Consider the following 22211-nt stretch of genomic DNA (forward strand, 5'->3'; position numbering starts at 1 on the left):
TTTTGAGGAGAAAATCAAAATGAGACAGATTGCGATTTATGGAAAAGGTGGAATTGGAAAATCAACAACAACACAGAACCTGGCAGCAGGACTTACAGAGCTTGGAAAAAAGCTGATGGTTGTAGGCTGTGATCCTAAGGCTGATTCAACAAGACTTCTTCTTGGAGGACTTGCTCAGAAGACTGTTCTGGACACCATCAGAGAAGAGGGAAATATTCATAATCTCGAACAGATTATTAAAAATGGATTTGGAAATATAAGATGCGTTGAGTCAGGTGGACCTGAACCCGGTGTCGGCTGTGCAGGAAGAGGAATAATAACTTCCATCGGAACACTTGAAGGAATGGGCGCATATACTGAGGATCTTGATTTTGTATTCTATGACGTACTTGGAGACGTTGTGTGCGGCGGCTTTGCGATGCCTATCCGCGAAGGAAAGGCTCAGGAGATCTACATCGTAGCATCAGGCGAGATGATGGCTCTTTATGCAGCTAACAATATCTGTAAGGGTATCAGAAAATACGCATTAAAGGGTGGTGTAAGACTTGGCGGAATCATCTGCAACAGCCGTAATGTTGACAGAGAAGAGGAACTTTTAAAGGCTTTTGCTGCAGAGCTCGGAAGTCAGCTTATCTATTTTGTTCCAAGAGATAATGAGGTTCAGAGAGCGGAGATTCATAAGCAGACAGTTATTCAGTACAACCCTAAGCATGGCCAGGCCCAGCAGTACAGAAATCTTGCTGAAGCAATTGAGAAGAACGAAATGCTTGTTATTCCAAAGCCCATGACTCAGGAGAGACTTGAGGAAATACTTACTGAGTATGGTCTTATGGACAACCTTACTGATGATTACAGAATCTGATAAATAGATAAAAAGGAGTTAATGATGGCAGTTAATCTTAATTTGCAAACTTCAGAATGTAGAGAGACCCGCCTCGGTTCAATAACCGGATACCATGGGACTCTTAAAGATATGGCAAGACAGGGCTGCGAAGGATGCCTTAAAAACAGCAAAAGAGATTTTTCAACAGGGTGCAGCTGCAGCCATTCTCATTGTCTTGATCAGCTTGCAGGTCTTGAGGGAGCAGTTATCATAGACCACTCACCTGTTGGCTGCAGTGCAGGTCTTTGCGGTTATAACAGATCACTTAGTAGCAGCTTCTATGAAAGTAAAAATGCTGACCAGAAGAGAAATCTTAAGATTTTTTCAACCAATATAAAGGAGCAGGATACTGTATTTGGTGCATCTGAAAAGCTTAGAAGTACAATACAGTTTGCATATGACAGACACCATCCTAAGCATATGTATGTTGTATCAAGCTGCGTATCAGCAATCATCGGTGAGGATGCATGCTCTGTAGCTGAAGAAATGTCAGAGGAGCTTGGAGTACCGATTGGATATGCATCCAGTGAGGGCATCAATTCCAAGATCTGGGCATCAGGCTTTGACGCATATTGTCACGCTGTTTCCAAGGCACTTTTGAAGGAGCCTTCCGAGAAAAAAGATATTGTTACATATGTTGGATTTTATCCCAAGGGAAGAGACCACATTGAGTGGATGTTTGAAAGATTTGGATTCAAGATGCTTTTCCTTACAGGTGGTTCAAATCTTGATGATTTTGCCAAAGCATCAGAGTCTAAGGCTGTATTTGGGCAGTGTGGTGCGCAGTCAAGTTACCTATGCGGCGCTCTGGAGCAGAGATTCGGAGTTAAGTATTTTCAGTCACATCTTCCTTATGGTGGAATTGGCGTAGAGAGATTCCTTCGTGAATTTGGTGCTTACTTTGGAAAAGAGGACATAGCTGAAGAAATTATTAAGGAAGAAAAAGAGAATTACGCCTTCAGACTTGCAAAGGTTAAGAAAAAGCTTCAGGGAAAGAAGGTTTTCATTGCTCTCGGAGCAAGCTTTGCCTATGAATATACAAGAATGTGTAAGGAACTTGGTATGGAGGTTGTTCATACAGTTGCTTATCACTACGATCCTCATCTCGACAACGAGACTCCTGATAAGGTTGCTGCTGCTTCCGACGTATACGAGCTTGATCAGGATGTTCCGACCAGCGTAAATGACGGACAGAACATGGAGACAATGATCACACTTAAGCATAATCTTCCGGATATAGTTATTTCCAGAGCTCACAGAGCGTCTGTATGGGCTATAAAGCAGGGAATTACTGCTATGGAAGTAAGAATTGGGCTTCCTATGGTTGGCTATAGAGGTCTTGTGGAATTTGGTGAGCTTGTGATCAAGACACTGGCAAATACTAATTTTGAGAAAAAATTCGGGGCAAGATATATTGCACCCTTTACCAAGGCTTACTTGGAATCAGAACCATTTAGTTTTATCAAGGAGGCACAAAATGGCTGAATGCATTGAACAATCCAGGGTTGCATGTGCACTTGGAGGAATATATACAGCTCTTGCAATAGACAGAGTATTACCGGTAACACACACAGGACCCGGATGTCTTGCACAGGCACAGGGAATTTTTGGAAGGGTAAACGGCGGACAGTCACCCGTTCCCTTTGAAGAATCCGTAGTACCTTGCACGGATTTCTGTAATACGGATGTTGTATTCGGAGGTGGCGAGCATCTTAGAACTGTTGTGGAAAAAGCAATCGAATATTATGATGCGGATCTTATCATTGCTGTAGACGGATGTACAGCTGAAATCGTTGGTGATGACATAGAAGAGGTAGCGGATAGCTTTGAGGGAAGCAGGATTCCTGTAATCAGTGCCAAGCTCCCCGGCTTTGTGGGCAACAATCTCTTTGGTCACAGTCAGATTTTAAAATCCATTATCAATCAGTTTCTGGAACCTACAAATGAGGTTGATCCTCTTCAGGTAAATGTGTTTGGAATCGTTCCTTTCTACGATACCTTTTGGCATGGAACTTTGGAAAGACTTGAGGAACTTCTTATAGCGATTGGGCTTCATCCCAATATTATTTACGGTCACAGACACGGCATTGAGAATGTAAAAAAGATTCCTTCAGCCGGATTCAATCTTGTCCTGGCACCCTGGGTCGATCTTGATATCGCTGAGATTTTGGAGAAAAAGTACGGAACTCCATACCTTCAGTTTGATAATGTGCCGATAGGCCCGACAGAAACAACTAAGTTTATAAGGACTCTCGTTGAATATGCACACCTTGATCAGATAGCGGCTGAGAGCTACATAAGAAAAAATGAGGATAGATATTACTACTACTTAAACAGACAGCAGCCATTTATTTATTCCTGCAAATATGTTCCAAAGGATTTCTATTTTATAGGAAGTGCATCGGCAGCGGTTTCCATTACGAGATTCATGGTAAATGATATGGGTTCGGTTCCGCTTAGAATCTACATTACGGACAATGTTCCAAAGGAAAGACAGGAAGCTGTCAGAGCATCACTTTATGATGTGGAGCTTGAAGATAAGGATTACGAGGTCATTTTCACGGAGGATGGCGGTCTTGCGGAAGCAGAACTGCGAAAAGAGCATGAGAGTCGTTCAGTAATCTTTGGATCCAATTGGGATATGCTTACTGCAAGAGCTCTCGAATGTGCATTTATTCCTGTTTGTGCTCCTTATGGACAGACACTTTTAGGAACTAAGAACTATTTTGGATATGAGGGAGGTATTGATCTGTTTTCAGATTATTACGGTGAGATATCAGTAAACCCTCAGGTTGCATTTATCGGATAAACAGGAGATTTTATTATGTCATATCTTATTGCTGTTGCCACAAGTGATGGTGAAATAATCGATACACATTTCGGTCATGCGGATTCATTTTTGATCCTTGAGGTCGATGAAGACGGTAACTACGAAGAAATTGAAGAGAGGGATGTGCGCTCAGCCTGCGGAGGCGGTGAGGACTGCGTAAGATGTTCAGGAAGCATTATGAATGACGTGGCTGAAAATCTTAAGGATGTTGATTTTGTTCTTTGCGCAAGAAGCGGACCGCATGCTGAGGAAGTGCTTCGAAGATACGGCATAGCGATTTTGGATGTCATTATGCCAATCGATAAAGCGGTACCCAAGATTCATAAATTCAGAGAACGATATAGGACGAATGTACTAATTTGATCGGAGATGTGGTGATTACCAATATGCAGAAAGAAATAATAAAGACTCCAGTCGGAGATCTCGTACCATTTTACGAAATATCCGATGGAAGACAGAAGAACCGGCCATCTGTGGAGTACTTTAAGGGGGGAGCACTCTATAGTATATATCTGCAGGAGCAGACAGAGATTCAGACACCGCTTGGAAAAGTTCCTGCAGAACTTATTACATTTTATGAAAGTGGCGCCATCAAAAGAATTTTTCCGCTTTATGGGCAGCTCTCAGGCTTTTGGACTGAGGATCAGGAGTATGAGCTTGCAACGGATATAGAGTTTAACCTTCAGGGGGAGATGAAAAAGGTTAAACCCATGTGCCTTTATTTTTATGAAAGCGGACAGCTTGCAAGTATAACCATCTGGCCTAAGGAGAGATTGACTGTCCATACGCCTTACGGTGATATTACAACAGACCTGGGCGTAGAATTTTATGAGTCAGGTGAAATAAAAAGTGTTGAGCCTGTTCTTGGAAGCATATTAAGGCTTCCGAAATCGGAAAAATTCAGGGTGGAGCCGCTTATACAATCATCAGACGGAGTGACTAATTGGAATGATGGTGTTTTATATCCATATTATTCCATGGCATTTCGAATGCACGCCAATGACAATTCTCTTAAGTTCGAAAAGGATGGGAGAATTGCGGGTATAAGGACAGTGCCATTGTACAAATATAAGAAATATGTAGAAAAAACAAGGATAGCTATATAAAGGAAAAAGAGGCAGTTTAGCCTCTTTTGTCTATAAATGGAAGGAGAAAATGGTATGAGTAATGCATGCAGCTTAGCTGAACACAGAGAAAAGAATAATTATACTGACAATCTGGCTGAAAAGTTTGCCAGTCTGGTCGGAGTTCCGCCAAGACCTATGGAGACTAAAAACGAGATAGATGACAGAGGCGCATTTGTAAGACAGCCAAATGCTTTTATTGCTAAATCAGGAGATGGCGAAGGTGAGTGGAAAGCTGAGGAAGGAAGATATCAGATATACTGGGCAAAAGGATGCAACTGGTCAAACAGACCTGTGATTGTTCGCGACATACTCGGACTTACAGATAAGGTGTTTGATATCAGAACAACACACAGCGGAGAAACAAACAAGTATGGTCATGGCTTTGCAAATCAGAAGGATTTCAAGGATCCCAGAACCGGAGCTCACTTCCTCTCTGAGTTTTACAAGAATGCTAATCCCGAGTTTAAGGGAAGAGCAACAACACCTACTATTGTTGATATTAAAGAGAAGAAAGCCGTTAATAACGATTATCACAGAATGACAAATTATCTTGAGGTGAATTTCAGAGCGCTTCAGCCTGAGGATGCGCCGGATCTTTACCCTGTAAAGTATCGGGATGTCATTGATGAATTTAATGACTGGTTGTTCCCACATGTAAACAACGGGCATTACCGCATGGCATTTTGCCAGTCTCTTGAGGCATACAATGAGGCCTTTGATGATTTTTATGAGTCTCTTGATAAGCTTGAGAAGAGACTCTCGGAAAACAGATTCCTCTTTGGAGATTACATCACTGATTCGGATATCAGATTTTTTGTAACTCTTGTAAGATGGGATACCAGCTACTTCAAAAACGTAGGACCCGTTAAAAAAAGAATTGCAGATTATCCCAACATCTACGGATATATGAAGGAGCTTTACAATATTCCTGCATTTAAGAATGCCACATTTGTTCACGACCTTGTTCTTGGAGGAAATAAGACAGATAAGGATAAGGATCTTTTCGCAGACTGGAATGAAAGAATAGCAAGTCAGATCAACTATGATGAGCTCTGGGCTGATGACGGGAAAAGAGCAGCACTTTCCTCCGATCCTAATGGCGATATATATCTTCGTCATCCTAAGGGCGAGACGGTTGAGGATTATATAACCGAGATATCTGTATCTCATTGGAATTCACCTGAGCAGGCAGACAGAGATCCTTCAGATCCGAAGAACAGTGTTCTCAGAGTTGATGCAAGTATCAATCCTCTAAAGGGACTTCTTAAGAATGGAGATTAATCATGGGGAAAACATATGACAGCATATTGGAGCTGATAGGTCATACACCTATTGTGCAGCTTCACAGACTTGAAGAAAAAGAAAAGACAAAAGCTCATATATATGCAAAGCTTGAGTTCTTTAATCCCACTGCCAGTGTGAAAGCTCGTCCTGCGCTCAACATGGTTCTCGAAGCGGAAAAAGACGGAAGACTTAAGCCCGGTGGAACTATTATTGAGGGAACCAGTGGAAACACCGGAATAGGACTTGCTTCAGTTGCAGCAGCAAAAGGCTATAAGTGCATTATCTGCATGCCTGGCAATCTGTCCAAGGAGAGAATAACAACACTTAAAAGCTATGGTGCTGAGGTTGTTCTTACAGATGGAGCAGCAAACATGGCAGGCGCCGGAGCAAAGGCGGCTGAAATATTAGAGAAAACCGAAGGCGGTGTAATTATGGGACAGGGAGGTAATCCCGCCAACCCCGGAGCACATTATAAGACAACAGGTCCTGAGATTTGGGAGGATATGGATGGAAAGGTCGATATCTTTCTTGCAGCATCAGGAACAGGCGGAACCATATCCGGAGCCGGTGATTATTTAAGAGAAAAAAAGCCGGACCTTAAGATAATAGCAGTTGAGCCTAATGGAAGCGCTGTTTTAACCGGCCATGAACCGGGACCTCATAAGATTCAGGGAATCGGCGGAGGGCTGACACCACCTGTGACAAAGGTCGAGCTCTTTGATGAGGTAATTGATGTGACAGATGAAGATGCCTATGAGTATGCAAGACTTCTTCCAAAGTTAGAAGGATTTTCTGTTGGAATATCGGCAGGCGCTGCACTATGGGCTGCTGTAGAGGTTGCTAAAAGAGATGAGAACGAAGGAAAGAATATCGTAGTAATAATTCCGGACAATGGTGACAGGTATCTTTCAAGTGATTTGTTTGATTATTGATTTTCGTTTTGCATGCCTTAGAAGTTATTAATTACACTATCATAATTATGGAAGGATATTGGCTAAGGATATGGAAGTTTACAGAGTTACAAAGAATTCGCCCAAATGGCTTTTTGCAGCTTACGATTATGCAAGAACAGATGCTTTTGTGTTTGGACAGGATATTCCCATAACACTTGAGTATGCGAGTGATAATCCGATTGATGATGAATACAAGGCTGTAGTTCTTATTCATGACAACAAACCGGTAGCCGGTTGTAAGATTACTTTTCCTTTTGAGGGAGTTGGAAAAATAGGGAGAGTTTGCGTTATTAGAGAATATCAGAAAAAGGGAGTCGGAAGCAAACTTATAGAGGAAGCCGAGAAGTGGATAAATGAAGCAGGGATTTTCAGAGTAGTAATTAACAGTCAGGACAGGGCACAAAAATTCTATGAAAAGCTTGGATACGAGCTTGTTCCACAGGTGGATCCAAGATTTTATGAGGATGACTCATATGCTGAAGAAAACAGTATTCCTCATGATTACATCCCGCAGAAGAATGATCTTGGTTTTTCCTGTGTACTTGTTGAAAAGAAAATATCCTGAATGTAATGAGTCTCATATCCGGCTGCACTTTCGCGGATTGGATATGGGACTTATAAATGTGAGGTTTTGTTGTGGGAACTGAAAAAAAACGAATAGTAGATACCTTTGTAAGCCTTGCCGGGATTGACGGCGTTTCATACAGGGAAAGGAAGGTTGCGGATTATCTTATAGGTTTATGGAGTGATATTAGAGTAACGCTGACAGAGGATGATTCGGCAAAGAAAATCGGTGGAGATACAGGAAATCTCTATGGATATATTGAGGGAACCGGTAAAAGAAAGGCAGATACTCCAATACTTTTCTGTGGTCATATGGATACGGTCGAGCCGGGAATAAATAAAAAGATCATCGTTCATGATGATGGGAGAATAACCAGTGATGGAACGACGGTTCTTGGTGCTGACGACAGGGCTGCACTTTCTACTATTTATGAAGCATATAGGGAGATTAAAGAGAGCGGAGCAGATCATCCGCCTATAGAACTCTTATTTACAGTAGCGGAAGAAACATATACAGTAGGTGCATCTGCCTTTGATTATTCGGTTATAAAATCGCGTAATGCCTTTGTTCCTGATTGCAGCGGAGAATTCGGCAAATATTCATCGCAAGAGCCAACCCTTATATATTTTGAGATAGAAGTCAATGGGAGAGCTGCTCATGCAGGCTTTGAACCGGAGAATGGAATAAATGCCATAGCAGTGGCTGCAAGTGCCATTAGTAAGATAAAACAGGGATGGGTAAATGATCATACTTCGCTTAATTTCGGAACCATAAACGGCGGGACAGTAAGTAATGCTGTACCTGCAAATGTTGTTATTAAAGGAGAGATCAGGAGCGCGATTCATGAGGACGCACTTTTGGCGTTTACTTATATCAGGGATATTTTTACAAAAGAGGCAGATTCTGCTGGCGCAGATGTGATGTTTAAATCAGATGTAAGACTTCATGCTTACAGGATCATCGAGAGTGATCAAAGCTATAGTACTTTGAGTTTGTATAAAAAGGCACTGAAAAAACAGGGAGAAGAATTACATTCGAAAAAATCCTTTGGAGGAAGTGATAATAATGTCCTTGTGCGAAATGGGATTGATGGTATATGCATTTTTAATCCTATGCATGATATTCACACTGTTTCGGAATACACAACTATTCCTGAGCTTGTAAAAATGACAGAGCTTATTAAGACTCTCATGCTTAATAATATATAAGTAATGTTTATGCCTCCCTATAAGCTTTGCGTAATTTTATGTGGGCCATAGCTGTGATAGTATAGGCTCATCAAATAAAACAGACGCAGCAAAGAGCGGACAAATTAGACTTAAACATAATGAATGGGAGGAAATAACAATGGCATACATTAAAGAAAGTGCACTTGAACTTATTGGAGGAACACCGATTCTTAAGCTTAATGGATACAGCAAAAAGGCAGGCGTTACAAATGCTACACTTCTTGCAAAGCTTGAGTATCTCAATCCTGCAGGTTCAGTTAAGGATAGAGTAGCACTTAGCATGATTGAGGATGCTGAGAAGAGCGGAAGAATAAAGGAAGGCGCAACAATTATAGAGCCTACAAGTGGTAACACAGGAATCGGTCTTGCAGCAGTTGCAGCAGCTAAGGGCTACAGAGCAATCCTTACACTTCCTGATACAATGAGTGTTGAGAGAAGAAATCTTCTTAAGGCTTATGGTGCTGAAATCGTTCTTACAGAGGGCTCCAAGGGAATGAAGGGTGCTATCGCTAAGGCAGAAGAGCTTCAGAAGGAGATCGAAGGATCAGTTATTCTCGGACAGTTTGTTAATCCTGCAAACCCTGCAGTACACAAAGCTACAACCGGCCCTGAGATCTGGGAGCAGACAGACGGAAAGGTTGACATCTTTGTAGCCGGCGTTGGCACAGGCGGAACAATTACAGGTGTTGGAGAATTCTTAAAAGAGAAGAATCCTGATATCAAGATCATTGCAGTTGAACCCGCAACAAGCCCTGTCCTCACAAAGGGCGAGTCAGGTCCTCACAAGATTCAGGGAATCGGTGCAGGCTTTGTTCCGGATACTCTTAACACAAAGATTTATGATGAAGTAATTGCTATCGAAAATGATGATGCTTTTGCTGAAGGAAAGAGATTTGCCGTTTCAGAGGGAATTCTTGTTGGTATTTCTTCAGGTGCGGCTCTCAAGGCAGCATCAATCGTCGCTGAGAGAGAAGAGAATAAGGGTAAGAACATAGTGGTTCTTCTTCCTGATTCCGGTGACAGATACCTTTCAACTGCTCTTTTTGCAGAATGATTTTATATATAAATTAATAAGTAGAAACTAAGCTGTAATATGGTGTATTATTATTGAAAATATCTGTTTGGGGAGAATTTTTCAATATGACCATATTACAGCTTAAATACGTTATAGCAATCGATGAAGAATGTTCCATGAGAAAGGCAGCAGACAGGCTTTATGTTTCGCAGCCCGGTCTTTCAAGTGCGATTAGAGACCTTGAGAGCGAGCTTGGAATCCAAATTTTTGAAAGAGTTCATAATGGCGTTGTCACTACGGCAGCAGGCGCAAACTTCATAGCTTATGCAAGAACTGCGGTGGAACAGTTTGAAAAGGTTGAGGAAAAATTCTTAAACGCAGGTGGACACAAGCCAACATTTTCAGTTTCGATGCAGCATTACACTGTGGCTGTAAACGCATTTATAGATACAGTGAAAGAATACGATCTTGATGAGTACCAGTTTTCAATTAAAGAAACTCAGACCAGTGAAGTAATTGAGGATATCAAGACCTTAAAGAGTGAAGTCGGTGTGATTGCTCTTTCCGATTTTAATAAGAGTACCTTCAAAAAAATATTCGCTGATGCTTCTCTTGAATTTCACGAGCTTTTTACAAGAAATACTTATGTATATTTAAGAAGTGATCACCCTCTTGCAGACAGGGAAGAACTCTCTCTTGAGGAACTGCAGGATTATCCCTGCATGGTATTTGACCAGGGAGATAACACTTCCTTCTATTATAGAGAGGAAGCCCTTGCAACCTATGATTACAAGAAGGTCATTAGCACCAATGAGAGAGCAACATCAATAGAGCTGATGCTTGGACTTGATGGCTACGCAGTAGGTGCAGCAATGTTAGGAGACAGCCTTAATTCCAATGAGATTAAGGTAGTAAAGCTTAAAGAGCAGGAGAATCTGACCTTCGGATATATTACAAGAAAAGGAAGCACTCTTAGTGAGATGGGGCAGACTTTTGTTGAAAAGTTGGAGCGTCATAAGGAAGAGACTGATAAATAATTTAGAGACATTTAATGTCTGGAGTATAGGATTTGTAATTGCAGCATAGTGTAGATGGATATCATGTGAGGGGGAAACATGTCTGTTTGCGAAGTATGTCATAATCATTGCAATTTGAAAGAAGGAATGACCGGAATGTGCATGGGAAGGATTTGCCGGGATGGCAAGATCATCTGTGCAAATTACGGTCTTATTTCATCTATAGCCCTTGACCCGATTGAGAAGAAACCGTTTGCAAGGTTTTTTCCGGGCTCGATGGTTGTTTCTGTCGGCAGCTACGGCTGTAATCTCCGTTGTCCGTTTTGTCAGAATCATAGTATTTCGTATGGTTTTGAATCGCCATTGTCCGGTCCACCCGTAAAATATATTTCACCTAAGGAGCTTGTAAGCATAGCATCTTCATATAAGGAAGAGGGAAATATAGGAATTGCTTTTACATATAACGAACCGCTAATTGGCTTTGAATATGTAAGGGATACTTCAATTCTCGCACATGAGGCAGGACTTAAAACAGTTCTTGTTTCAAATGGCTGTGTCTCTGAAAAAATATATGATGACATTATTCCTAATATTGATGCGATGAATATTGATCTTAAGGGGTTTACGGATAATTACTACACTGATGTGCTACATGGAGACAGACAAATGGTGATGGAGTTCATTAAGGCAGCAGCACCGCATTGCCACATTGAACTTACTACACTTATAGTACCGGGACTTAATGATTCGGATGAAGAGATTTTGGAATTATCTGCCTGGATAGCTAAAATTCGTGATGATATTCCACTTCATATAAGCCGCTATTTTCCCAGGTTTCATATGACTGACATTCCGGCAACCGATGTTGGAACGATTTATCATCTTGCAGAAGTAGCAAGGTGTAATCTCAAATATGTGTACACAGGGAATTGCTAAATTGAATAAATAAAAGAGGGAAGCCGGGTTCTTGTCACCAGAACCCGGCTTTTGGTTTGTAGTGTATGAAGAAAGTGTTCTTATAAGGGGGATGAAACTTCTCTTATGTCTTGATGTTATATTACAACATAAATCGTAACGAATAGTGACCAAATTGTGGTTATTCTGTGAACTTATATGTGATATAAATAATCAAAAATATAAATCATAAATGCAAAAAAGTTTGATTAAGGCATTGACATATATGATATTCATGGTATTATTTATGTGTAAGTAATTTTTGCCAATATAGTTTTGTTATGGAAGGAACCAGTTATGAAGAAGTTTAAACGTGCTATAGCTACAGTTGTTGCTGTTGTATTTTCTCTTAACCTTATGGCTTGCGGAGCAGAGAAGGTTGCAACAATTGATGATGTAGCTGCTCTCAGAGGAATCAATGAAGATACCGAGAACATTTATATTGATGATGCGGCTATTGCTCTTGCAGGCGAGGCTACCACTAGTGAAGGCGCTCTTGCAGCAGCACAGTCAGCATTCAGCCTTGTTAACCAGAAGCGTACAGCTGCAGGCCTCGGAGCTCTTGCATGGAGCGAACCACTTACTCAGGCTGCTCTCGTTAGAGCACAGGAAATCGTTGGTACATTCTCACACAGCAGACCTAATGGTTCAGCATGGTATACTGTTGACAGTACTATCATGTATGGTGAGAACCTTGCAAAGCTTTATAATACAGGCGATTCTGTTGTAGCTGCGTGGATGGCATCACCTACCCATGCTGCAAACATCATGGAAGCCGGATTCAAAACAGTTGGAATTGCAGTATTCCAGGCCGAAAATGGTAACTGGTACTGGGCACAGGAATTTGGATACTAATCCTGATCCAAGCGAATTAATATTAAAGGACAGATTCGAGTTCGCTCGAAAATCTGTCCTTTTTTCTTGTTTAATAGGAAATTTCGCCTTGACGGCGAAATCTTGAATTAAAGGCCCGGACAAGACCGGGCCATGCAAAGCGGAGGTATGCTGAGTATTATTATCAGTCTACCTCATCAAAGAAATTATCCTCTTCGTGCATGAAGTAATCCATATCAAGGATATCGCCATTACTCATGTTACTGATTCCATTCGCCGTCATGCCTTCTGGCGGATTCAGAATGTATTTCTCTCTAAGTTTTGCTGCAAGTTCTTTATCAGTCATGATACTTCTATTGGTAGCATGATTTTAACATTATGCAGCAGGGTGTGAAACGTTACTTATACTATATGATGTTTAATGGGCTGGGAAGTTGAAGTTCCGTAGGTACTTTGAGTAAGGTAAGGTTAAATTTAAGTATAAATGGCAGACATAAAAGAATACAAGTATCAATTAACGATAACAGTATTGACTATTAACAACCAGAAAAGTATACTTCATATCAGAATCAATTATATGATTCTAATAAAAAAGGGGTATTTGTTTATGAAAAAAATGGTTGCAATAATGATGGCAGGGGTTATGACATTTTTAACGCCAATGATGGTAGTTCATGCTGAATTCAACGGGGAATTGAATTTAGAAGATGAACTAACCAGCACAGAAGCCGAAGACAATAGTAATGAGTTGTATGAGGGAGATGAAGAGGATGAAACTATATAAAGCATAATGCTTCAGATGGGATTACATTGAAGATGTTTGATGAATACAAATAAACTCTATCAAAAAGGAAATGAAAGAATGAGAATAATAAAAAGAATTTACTTAATGCTAGTCGCGATCTTAGCGGTTATTGCTGTTATAAATTTGACTCCTATCAAGGTTAAAGCAGAAATCTTAGTTCCAACTGGAGAACATGTTCCATTTTATAAATTAAGAGTAGGCGATGTATTTTATGACGCAGAGGATACAGAACCTCTGGTATACAGGGTTGTCAAAAAACCAACAAGTAAAAGCAATAAGTTTGATATCGAAATTGCTGGAATTAATGAAAATTACAAATGGCCAGAAAATTGTAATCCTAATAAGGTATATATCGGTGTCGATTCTGAGACCATGGAGGAACTTTGGCCTTTTAGGATTGTTGGGATTGGTGATTATGCTTTCAAAGATAATAAGACCATTTATAGTTTCAATGTCTATCCTTGTTATGATTTCAAATATGTTGGAAAAGGTGCTTTTGAAGGATGCACTTATTTGCACAGATTTCATACTAGAAATACTCCCACAATCAAGGCAAGGGCTTTTTTTGGATGTAGTGCATTAAATGAATTTTATCTGACTGGGAATAAATTGAAGCGTGTTGGCAAAGACGCATTTAAGAACACAAAAACCAAGATGAAGCTTATTGCCGAGAACATGAATGATAAACAGGTCTTAAAAGTCAAAAAGCTATTCAAAAAAGCTGGCGTGAAGAAGTTACGTATAAAAAGAGAATTCTATTAAAGCGACAGCCCCTTTCCCATACCTCAAAGACCTTGCCACTTTCACTTTAACCCTTTAGGGATGGGGTTAACGGTCAATTAATTGGTGGCAGCTGAATAGATGGTGCTATTCAACGAGGGTGAATAGAATTATACGGGCTCTGAAGCAGAGATGCTTTAGGGCTCTTTATGTATAATGTGATTGAGAGTTCATAATTATCTCACAAGCATATCTTACTATCCTCGTTATATGAAAAGAAAAAAATAAATGATTACCTTAAAGCCAATAACTAACTGCGATGAGAGGGAAAAATAAGAACAAACCAATAAAGCTTTAGCCTTTTATGTATAGAAAAATAAATTCTGATATTATAAAATGATATCACATAACTAATATGCATGTCACTTTCTGCATAAGCATAATAGAAAATAATTGTGCGATAATTGTGCGAACTATCAACTAAATTGGAGAGGTTAATATGAAAAATAAAGATTTAAATCCTCGCGAAAAAGAAATTATGGAACTGTTGTGGAAAAACCCTGAAGCATTAACAAGTACGGATATGCTTGAGAAGCTAGATTCAGAAAAATGGAACAAACTATCTGTTTTTAGAACAATCAACGGTCTTATAAACAAAGAATTCATAGTTGTAAATGGTTTCGAGCAGTATAACACTCAGTACGCCAGAAAATTTACATATGCCATGACCAAAGAAGAATACTTAGCCAAGCGTATGAAAGAGGATGGAATGGGAATCAAATCCTTAAGCAGCATTGCTCTTGCATTCATGGGGAACGAATTTCCAAAGAGCAAAAAAGAACGCAAAGAACTTATAAATGACCTTCAGCACATCATAGATAAATTAAAAGAAGAATAATGGGGTTGTTTGGGAGGAATAAGATAGGTATGACAGCAATAGAGATATTCGTCGATTTTTTCACAGGAATACTGGCTAGTAGTTTATGTATTTTTATCATATACTTTCTTAGAAAAAAATTATTTAGAATAAGAGTTTTAAGCCTTTCTGGCCTTGTTTTTATATATGGTTTATGTACCATTCGTGCGTTGATCCCATTAGAGTTTCCTTTTGCAGTACCGGTAGAGTGCAAATTATTAATGCCAATTACTGATATTCTATTCTTTATACCCATACAAATATATAAAACAGAATTTTGGGGTTGGCAGATAGTAAGTTTCATTTATTTAATCATTATTCTTATATTATTAGTTCGCCTCATTATCTACTATGCAAGAGCTAGCAAAGCAATAAGACATACCCAATGTATCACAAGAAAAAACGCCTCTGCTCTCCTTAACAAGATCATAAGCGAAGAAAATCTTCATATTCACACAAAACTCCTAGTATCACCCTTTATAGACAGTCCCATCAGTGTAGGAATAATCAAACCAGCAATAATTCTACCCTCTAATTACAATGATATTTATGAAAATAATGAATTATATTACATTCTGAAACATGAATATATCCATATAATAAAGCGTGATTCATTGAAAAAGCTATTGATAAATATCGCCTCCTGCTTTCTATTTTGGAATCCTTGCATGTATTTACTAAAAAAAGATTTCATTCAATCTATAGAGCTCAGATGCGATAATGCTGTGCTTTCAAAGATGCCGTCAAAAGCAAGGGAAGATTATCTAACCACCATGTTGGTAGTACTGGAAAATAAAAACGCAGAACATAGTAGCATTACTTCATATGAACCGGCTTTAAACTTTGTATCAAATGAATCTATATATATAAAAGAAAGATTCGAAACCGTAAAAGATTACTCAAGTATACATTTCCAAAAGAGCATCATTTTAGTTCCATTTATAGTAATAGCCATTGTCTTTTGTTCTTATGCATTTATTCTTCAACCAAAATATGCCCCTCCAACAGGAGAGATTATTGAAGATTCTGATTGTTATGAAATCGACATGGATACAGATTATCTAGTTATTTCAGAAGATGGAACTTCCAAAATATACTTAAAAAACGGAGCTATTATATCCGCAACAGACAAAGACATTGAATGGTTTAATAAATACGGAGGAAAGGTGATACACAGATGAATAAAATAAAAAAATATTTATTTCTTATTGGATTATGCATTTATTTTTTCGGAAATAGTAAGGAAGTCATTGCCAAAACACCTAATGTAAATACAATAATTGAAGATTCTATCAAAAGAGCAAAAGATATAGTAACTAAAACTAGGAGATATCATGGAAAAAGACAACATAGAAGATGGGATAACCTAAATAATAAATGGATTGATCCTCAATGGATTGATGACTAACCATAGTAATTATCTGTGTCAATACTAATATCATAGCAAGCGGAATGCAGCAGATGACATTACGTTGCAAAACTTTGAGAAATTTTCGTAAACAATATCGCACCAAGTCTTTGCTATATTTCATGGTAACATCAAAGGAGAAGAACACAAATGAAAAAGCTTATACTTGCGCTGTTTGCCGCATCCGGAATTGCAGCTGCATTTAACATGTATTCCATAAAAGCATCTGCCGAACGGTTATACCCATCCGGTGAAGAAATATCTTATAACAAACTTAAGGTAGGGGATGTATTTTATGAAGATGTTGAAGATAGCGAACCATTAATTTACAGAGTTGTAAAAACAGCAACAAAGAAAAAGCCGGGAATTGAGATAGAAGTTGCAGGCATTAATCAAAACTATGATTGGTCGCAGAAGAATCCAAAGTATTTTGACCGCAATAATATATCCATTAATATTGATTACGAGTCAATGGAAGAATATGCACCCTATACTATCATTGGTATCGCAGATAATGCCTTTAAGGATGATAAAACAATTTGCGGTTTTGACACCAGTCTTACTCATATCAGATATGTCGGGAAAAGTGCTTTTGAGGGTTGTACTAATCTTCGCCGTTTTGATTCTTATAAATATCTTACAACCTTCAGGGATAGAGCCTTCTATGGGTGTGAACAATTAAATAAATTTTATTTGAACAGCAACACCCTAAAGAAAATTGGCTCAGATGCGCTAAATAATACCAGTTCAATTATAAGGGTCGATACCTATGGCATGAGCACAAAAGAAGCTTCCAAAATTAATAAGCTTTTCAAAAAAGCCGGTGCCAAGAAGGTTTACTTCTCTATGGACGATCCCAAAAAGGAAAACAAAAAGACTAAGATTCCGGATGAATCCGATGCCATGATAAAGCTTTCTAAGGGTGAGACCTTTACAGCAGGTGAATTTTCCTACAGAGTTGTAAAGCCCGCAACCAAAAAGCATCGCGGAGAAGTTGAAATCACTGGGTTTAGTCCTTCTGCCACGACATTTGAACTGGAACACATTGATCCCTGGCCATACGTCGATCATATTGGTTATGAGCGATATGACATAGTAGGAGTTGCTGCCAATGCATTTAAAGACAATCAGACTATTACATACGCCATGTTTGCTGATTGTAACATCAGATATATAGGAAAAAGTGCATTCGAAGGCTGCTCGCAGCTTAAGGATGTTTCCTTTGCAAGAACCAAGGAACTTAAGTCCATTAAGGAGAAAGCCTTCTATGGCTGCACATCTCTAAATAATATTTGGATAGAAGCAAACAAATTAAATCATATCGGCAAGGAAGCCTTTGGAAATATCCAGCAAAAAGCAAAGGTTACTATCCAGAATATGAGCGATAAACAGTTTTCAAAGCTAAAGCAGCTCATTAAAAAAGCTGGTGTAAAAAAAGCAAAATTTCAGAGAAAAACAAAGTAATTACTTTTGGGGCTGTCGCACTAATGCGACAGCCCCCAATACTTTTTCCTATAAAAATATCATCACTGTAATCTTCAAAAGAAATATTGCCAAGGACTTCTTTTATCTGAGAAGCGGCTGTTTCAAAAGCCTCCTGCATCTTGATCGTATTGTTCATAATCTCACGAGCTTTATGAGGAAATTTGTAATTAACCTCGATTATTTCATAACTATTTTCACGGGCGATTCTCTTTGAAAAATAAAGAAGCGGCTTATCGCTGTGATAGCCCATACCCGGGAAAATGACTGCAAGCTTTTTGTTGTTCATGTGTGCTTCCAAATATTAACAAATGAATCAATAGCAAAACCAATAACGATTAGGTTTTGTTTTCGAAAAAATGATATCATATTTATGGTACAGAAAACAAAAGAAATGGAGGCTTTTCATATGTAGTTCATATGAAAACAGTATTATGCTTGAGAGGATAATAGAACCAAGAGAATATTTACCGGATGACCGCAAACGCTTTAGCAATGCTGCTTTAAAGTCGATGATCATACCGCTCCTTATAGAGCAACTTCTGCAGATGGTGGTAGGACTTGCAGATACCATGATGGTCAGCTATGCAGGTGAAGCCGTGGTTGCCGGTGTAGGGCTTGATACCATGGTATACACCATTTTCATATATCTGTTTACAGCCATCTCCGCAGGGGGATCGGTAGTTGTATCTCAATACATAGGAAGTAAGGAAAAGGATAATGCAGATTTATCAGCTTCTCAGATATTCTTTATAGGCGGGGCGCTTTCTTTGCTATGTATGGTGATTATGCTTTTTTTCGGATCATCCCTTCTTCAGATAATGTATCCTAAGGCAGAGGCAGATACACTGGCAGCCTGCAAGATATACATGTGGATAGTGGCCTGGTCTTTTCCTGCGAATGCTGTTTATAATGCCGGGGCCGCAGTTTTTCGTGCAATGGGACAGACCAGAGTGACCATGTGGGTTTCATTTGTAGCTAATCTTGTAAATGTTGTGGGAAATGCGATAGGAATCTTTGTACTTAAAGCCGGTGCCGCCGGAGTTGCATGGCCGACTACGATTTCATGGTATGTGGCAGCAGCTATTATGACAGCGCTGTGTATTGAGACAAGAGCTTCTGATGAACTTCTTGGAAAAATTAAAGCATTAAGTAATCCCAGAATCAGTATAAAGATTCGGGATTCACTTCGCCTTGATGCTCCCATGGCAGGTCGCATATTAGGTGTGGCTATTCCGAACTCAATAGAAAACACCCTTTTTCAGGCTGCTAAGGTTGTTCTTGGTATGCTTACAGCAACCTTTGGAACCACGCAGATAGCAGCAAATACCACAGGACAGACATTCTGGTCACTGGCTGCATGCATGGGCATGTCAATGGGAACGGTGTTCATTACAGTAGTCGGACAGTGCGTAGGAGCAGGTGACTATGAAGCTGCAAAATGGAATATAAAAAAGCTCACGAGGCTGTCGCTCTTACTAGCGCTCATCTGGAATGTGATGGTAATGGCGCTTACTCCGATTTTGCTTACTTTATATAATCTTTCCGATGAAACTAAGCGCCTGATACTGATAATAGTTGCGATACACAATCTGTTTTCTGCGCTGGTCCAACCTTTTTCCGGACCTCTTTCATCCGGCCTTCGAGCAGCAGGGGACGTGAAATTTACGATGTGGGCATCTATCTTTGCCACAGTTGTATGCAGGACGGCTCTGTCATTCATCCTTGCTTTGTGGATGGGAATGGGTGTCATAGGAATAGCCCTTGCTATGGTACTTGACTGGTGCATAAAGGCGGCACTTGATATATGGCGCTTCAGAAGTGGGAAATGGAAAGACCGGAAGATAATATGATCCTAGTAATAGGAAAAAATGCTCCCCTAAGGATGCGCGCTCTCATTGCGCCATATAGCTTTTTGTAGTATTATAAGGGGGTTACTTGCTGTGATAATTTACAGTAGTGAAGTGCTATATGCACTAAAGGAGGAATTATGAAAAAAAAGATGCTGGCAGCTATTATGGCTGCAACAATGATGGCAATGACAGTTGCTGGTTGCGGAGATAACCGCAAGACAGCAGACGACGCTCAGGAGGCGCAGAGCACAGAAGCTGTAGCTGAGAGCTCAGAGACAGCAGATGAAGCTACAGAAGAGACTTCTGAAGCAGAAGAAGTAGTTGAAGAGGCAGAAGAAGCTGAAGAAGCTACAGAGGAGACTTCCGAGGAAACAACAGAGACTGAGGAAACAACAGAGACTGAGGAAGCTGCAGATGAATATGTAATTGGTATTTCACAGTTCGCTGAGCATGGTTCACTTGATAACTGCCGTGAAGGATTTCTTCAGGGACTTGCAAACGAAGGAATCGTAGAGGGCGAGAACCTCACAGTTCACTTCCAGAACGCACAGGCAGATACAGGTACAGCAAGCCAGATATCTGACGCTTTTGTAGCTGATGGTGTTGACCTTATATGCGGTATTGCTACACCCAGTGCTATGAGTGCTTACAATTCAGCACTTGGAACTACAGTACCTGTTATTTATTCAGCAGTTTCAGATCCGGTTGCAGCTGAGCTTGCAAAAGAGGATGGAACACCTGTTGGCAATATCACAGGAACATCTGATGCTCTTGCTGTTACTGAGCAGCTTGAGATGATCAGAAAGATGCTTCCTGATGCTAAGAAGATTGGTATCCTTTATACAACCAGTGAAACCAATTCGGAGAGTACAATCGCTCAGTACAAGGAGCATGCTTCAGAATATGGTTTTGAGATCGTTGACAGCGGAATCAATACACTTGCTGATCTTGATATGGCTGCAGCAGATCTTGTAACAAAGGTTGACTGCATCAATAACTTAACTGACAACACTGTTGTTTCAGGCCTTAAGACAGTTCTTAGTTATGCAAACGAGCAGAAGATTCCGGTATTCGGTTCTGAGGTTGAGCAGGTTAAGGTTGGATGCGTAGCTGCAATGGGACTTGATTATGTAAAGCTTGGTATCCAGACCGGTGAGATGGCAGCGAAGGTTCTTAAGGGTGAGAGCGAAGCTTCAGAGATGCCTTTTGAGGTAATCAGCGAGCCCAGTCTTTATGTTAACACCAAGGCAGCTGAACAGATCGAGATGACTCTTGATGATGAATTGGTTTCAACAGCAGCTGAAATTTTTGACAGCATCGCTGCAAATTAAACTGTTCTAATTTTGGCATTTTTCAAGCTGATATAAAAGAAAGCAAAGCATTCAAGAGAAGATAAAAAAAGAAAGCCTTCCCCCTCTGGGGGAAGGTGCCCGAAGGGCGGATGAGGGTACTATGGCGCTAATAGTAAGTGTACTGGAGCAGGGATTGTGTTATGCGATCATGGCTCTTGGAATGTATATAACATATAAAATACTGGATTTTCCTGACATGACAGTTGACGGAGGCTTTCCCTTCGGAATCTGTCTTGCAGTAGTTATGATCAGGGCTGGAGTAATGCCAATCCTTACTTTGCCCATTTGCTTTGCGGCAGGGTGTCTTATCGGAGTATGTACCGGTATCATACATGTGGTGTTTAAGGTAAGAGATCTTCTTGCCGGCATCATTATGATGACCGGTCTTTACTCTGTAAATCTTCGTATCGCGGGTAAAGCTAATCTGCCGATGTACGATTATTACACTATTTTTGATAATAAGCTTGTGAACGGAATATTTGAGTCTGTACCGGGCCTTGCAAAATTTCAGTCGGTAATAATCCTTCTTGTAATAACTGTTATTGTTAAGTTTATACTGGACTGGTATTTGAAGACCAGATCCGGGCTTATGCTTCAGGCAGTAGGAGACAACGATGTACTGGTAACATCCATGGGCGTTGACAGAGGCAAGGTCAGAATTATCGGACTTGCTATAGCAAATGGCCTGGTTGCACTTTCAGGCTCTATATATGCCCAGCAGCAGAGATATTTTGATGTGTCTATGGGAACCGGTACTGCGGTAATAGGACTTGCGAGTGTAATTATTGGAACTGCCCTTCTTAAGAAGTTTTCATTTTTTAAAGTTACAACAAGTGTTGTGATCGGAGCGATTGTATATAAGGCATGCGTTGCCATAGCGATTAAGTGCGGCCTGCAGTCGACAGACTTAAAGCTCATCACAGCTGTTCTGTTCCTGGTTATTCTTATTATTACCAGAGACAGAAAGCGGAAAGTAGAGGCATGA

The 22211-nt window shown here is 40.0% G+C and carries 24 protein-coding genes; 22 read left to right on the top strand and 2 right to left on the bottom strand.

The genetic code is table 11. The features are described 5' to 3' along the window. Positions 1 to 19 precede the first annotated feature (19 nt). The 13 genes from nifH to G586_RS0106370 all read left to right on the top strand — a co-directional run bounded on the left by nifH (position 20) and on the right by G586_RS0106370 (position 12711). Positions 20 to 862 carry a nitrogenase iron protein gene (gene nifH, locus G586_RS0106310; RefSeq protein WP_026527071.1) on the top strand — a complete coding sequence of 281 codons (843 nt, stop codon included), beginning with the start codon at positions 20 to 22 and terminating at the stop codon, positions 860 to 862. Between the two features lie 24 nt (positions 863 to 886). After that, positions 887 to 2368 carry a nitrogenase component 1 gene (locus G586_RS0106315; protein WP_026527072.1) on the top strand — a complete coding sequence of 494 codons (1482 nt, stop codon included), beginning with the start codon at positions 887 to 889 and terminating at the stop codon, positions 2366 to 2368. Next, complete coding sequence (locus G586_RS0106320; RefSeq protein ID WP_026527073.1) at positions 2361 to 3692, top strand: nitrogenase component 1; 1332 nt, start codon at positions 2361 to 2363, stop codon at positions 3690 to 3692. The genes G586_RS0106315 and G586_RS0106320 overlap by 8 nt, the downstream gene beginning before the upstream one ends. Before the next feature lie 15 nt (positions 3693 to 3707). Beyond that, positions 3708 to 4076 (top strand): NifB/NifX family molybdenum-iron cluster-binding protein, encoded by a 369-nt coding sequence (locus G586_RS0106325; protein ID WP_026527074.1) that lies wholly within the window; start codon positions 3708 to 3710, stop codon positions 4074 to 4076. Between the two features lie 23 nt (positions 4077 to 4099). Then, on the top strand, positions 4100 to 4819 hold the full coding sequence (locus tag G586_RS21960) for a hypothetical protein (RefSeq protein WP_051204609.1): 720 nt from the start codon (positions 4100 to 4102) through the stop codon (positions 4817 to 4819). 54 nt (positions 4820 to 4873) lie between these two features. Next, a complete protein-coding gene (locus G586_RS21965; RefSeq protein ID WP_081674236.1) occupies positions 4874 to 6121 on the top strand; it encodes a glutathione S-transferase C-terminal domain-containing protein in 1248 nt (415 codons plus the stop codon). A gap of 2 nt (positions 6122 to 6123) precedes the next feature. Continuing rightward, the gene (gene cysK / locus G586_RS0106340; protein ID WP_026527075.1) at positions 6124 to 7056 is read left to right on the top strand and encodes a cysteine synthase A; all 933 of its coding nucleotides are present in this window, start codon (positions 6124 to 6126) and stop codon (positions 7054 to 7056) included. Positions 7057 to 7114: 58 nt separating this feature from the next. Then, positions 7115 to 7642, top strand: a complete 528-nt coding sequence (locus tag G586_RS21970; protein WP_051204611.1) for a GNAT family N-acetyltransferase — start codon at positions 7115 to 7117, stop codon at positions 7640 to 7642. Between the two features lie 71 nt (positions 7643 to 7713). Continuing rightward, on the top strand, positions 7714 to 8850 hold the full coding sequence (locus tag G586_RS0106350; RefSeq protein WP_026527076.1) for a M20/M25/M40 family metallo-hydrolase: 1137 nt from the start codon (positions 7714 to 7716) through the stop codon (positions 8848 to 8850). A gap of 139 nt (positions 8851 to 8989) precedes the next feature. Further along, on the top strand, positions 8990 to 9925 hold the full coding sequence (gene cysK, locus G586_RS0106355) for a cysteine synthase A (RefSeq protein ID WP_026527077.1): 936 nt from the start codon (positions 8990 to 8992) through the stop codon (positions 9923 to 9925). A gap of 86 nt (positions 9926 to 10011) precedes the next feature. Further along, positions 10012 to 10923 (top strand): LysR family transcriptional regulator, encoded by a 912-nt coding sequence (locus G586_RS0106360; RefSeq protein WP_026527078.1) that lies wholly within the window; start codon positions 10012 to 10014, stop codon positions 10921 to 10923. 78 nt (positions 10924 to 11001) lie between these two features. Further along, a complete protein-coding gene (gene amrS, locus G586_RS0106365) occupies positions 11002 to 11838 on the top strand; it encodes an AmmeMemoRadiSam system radical SAM enzyme (RefSeq protein WP_026527079.1) in 837 nt (278 codons plus the stop codon). A 315-nt stretch (positions 11839 to 12153) separates the two neighbouring features. Next, positions 12154 to 12711 carry a CAP domain-containing protein gene (locus G586_RS0106370; protein ID WP_155834039.1) on the top strand — a complete coding sequence of 186 codons (558 nt, stop codon included), beginning with the start codon at positions 12154 to 12156 and terminating at the stop codon, positions 12709 to 12711. A 163-nt stretch (positions 12712 to 12874) separates the two neighbouring features. Here G586_RS0106370 and G586_RS26530 read toward each other — a convergent pair whose 3' ends face one another. Next, positions 12875 to 13036, bottom strand: a complete 162-nt coding sequence (locus G586_RS26530) for a hypothetical protein (protein ID WP_196811551.1) — start codon at positions 13034 to 13036, stop codon at positions 12875 to 12877. 261 nt (positions 13037 to 13297) lie between these two features. On the opposite strand from G586_RS26530, the gene G586_RS26535 reads away from it, so the two are divergent. From G586_RS26535 to G586_RS0106405, 6 genes are all read left to right on the top strand, one after another. After that, positions 13298 to 13474 (top strand): hypothetical protein, encoded by a 177-nt coding sequence (locus G586_RS26535; RefSeq protein ID WP_196811552.1) that lies wholly within the window; start codon positions 13298 to 13300, stop codon positions 13472 to 13474. 39 nt (positions 13475 to 13513) lie between these two features. Further along, entirely contained in the window at positions 13514 to 14257 is a 744-nt protein-coding gene (locus G586_RS0106385; protein WP_026527082.1) for a leucine-rich repeat protein, read from the top strand. A gap of 457 nt (positions 14258 to 14714) precedes the next feature. Continuing rightward, positions 14715 to 15113 carry a BlaI/MecI/CopY family transcriptional regulator gene (locus tag G586_RS0106390; RefSeq protein ID WP_026527083.1) on the top strand — a complete coding sequence of 133 codons (399 nt, stop codon included), beginning with the start codon at positions 14715 to 14717 and terminating at the stop codon, positions 15111 to 15113. 29 nt (positions 15114 to 15142) lie between these two features. Next, a complete protein-coding gene (locus tag G586_RS0106395) occupies positions 15143 to 16312 on the top strand; it encodes a M56 family metallopeptidase (protein ID WP_196811553.1) in 1170 nt (389 codons plus the stop codon). Next, the gene (locus G586_RS0106400) at positions 16309 to 16539 is read left to right on the top strand and encodes a hypothetical protein (RefSeq protein ID WP_026527085.1); all 231 of its coding nucleotides are present in this window, start codon (positions 16309 to 16311) and stop codon (positions 16537 to 16539) included. The genes G586_RS0106395 and G586_RS0106400 overlap by 4 nt, the downstream gene beginning before the upstream one ends. Before the next feature lie 150 nt (positions 16540 to 16689). Beyond that, positions 16690 to 18003 (top strand): leucine-rich repeat protein, encoded by a 1314-nt coding sequence (locus G586_RS0106405; protein ID WP_026527086.1) that lies wholly within the window; start codon positions 16690 to 16692, stop codon positions 18001 to 18003. On the opposite strand, the gene G586_RS21975 is transcribed toward G586_RS0106405, so the two are convergent. Beyond that, on the bottom strand, positions 17954 to 18310 hold the full coding sequence (locus G586_RS21975) for a hypothetical protein (protein WP_051204613.1): 357 nt from the start codon (positions 18308 to 18310) through the stop codon (positions 17954 to 17956). The genes G586_RS0106405 and G586_RS21975 overlap by 50 nt on opposite strands. Before the next feature lie 145 nt (positions 18311 to 18455). On the opposite strand from G586_RS21975, the gene G586_RS0106415 reads away from it, so the two are divergent. From G586_RS0106415 to G586_RS0106425, 3 genes are all read left to right on the top strand, one after another. Then, positions 18456 to 19874, top strand: coding sequence for an MATE family efflux transporter (locus tag G586_RS0106415; protein WP_035772663.1), 1419 nt, complete (start codon positions 18456 to 18458; stop codon positions 19872 to 19874). Between the two features lie 137 nt (positions 19875 to 20011). Further along, positions 20012 to 21205 (top strand): ABC transporter substrate-binding protein, encoded by a 1194-nt coding sequence (locus tag G586_RS0106420; RefSeq protein ID WP_026527088.1) that lies wholly within the window; start codon positions 20012 to 20014, stop codon positions 21203 to 21205. 121 nt (positions 21206 to 21326) lie between these two features. Further along, entirely contained in the window at positions 21327 to 22211 is an 885-nt protein-coding gene (locus tag G586_RS0106425; protein ID WP_026527089.1) for an ABC transporter permease, read from the top strand.

The organism is Butyrivibrio sp. VCD2006 (genome assembly GCF_000423925.1).
GTDB lineage: Bacteria > Bacillota > Clostridia > Lachnospirales > Lachnospiraceae > Butyrivibrio.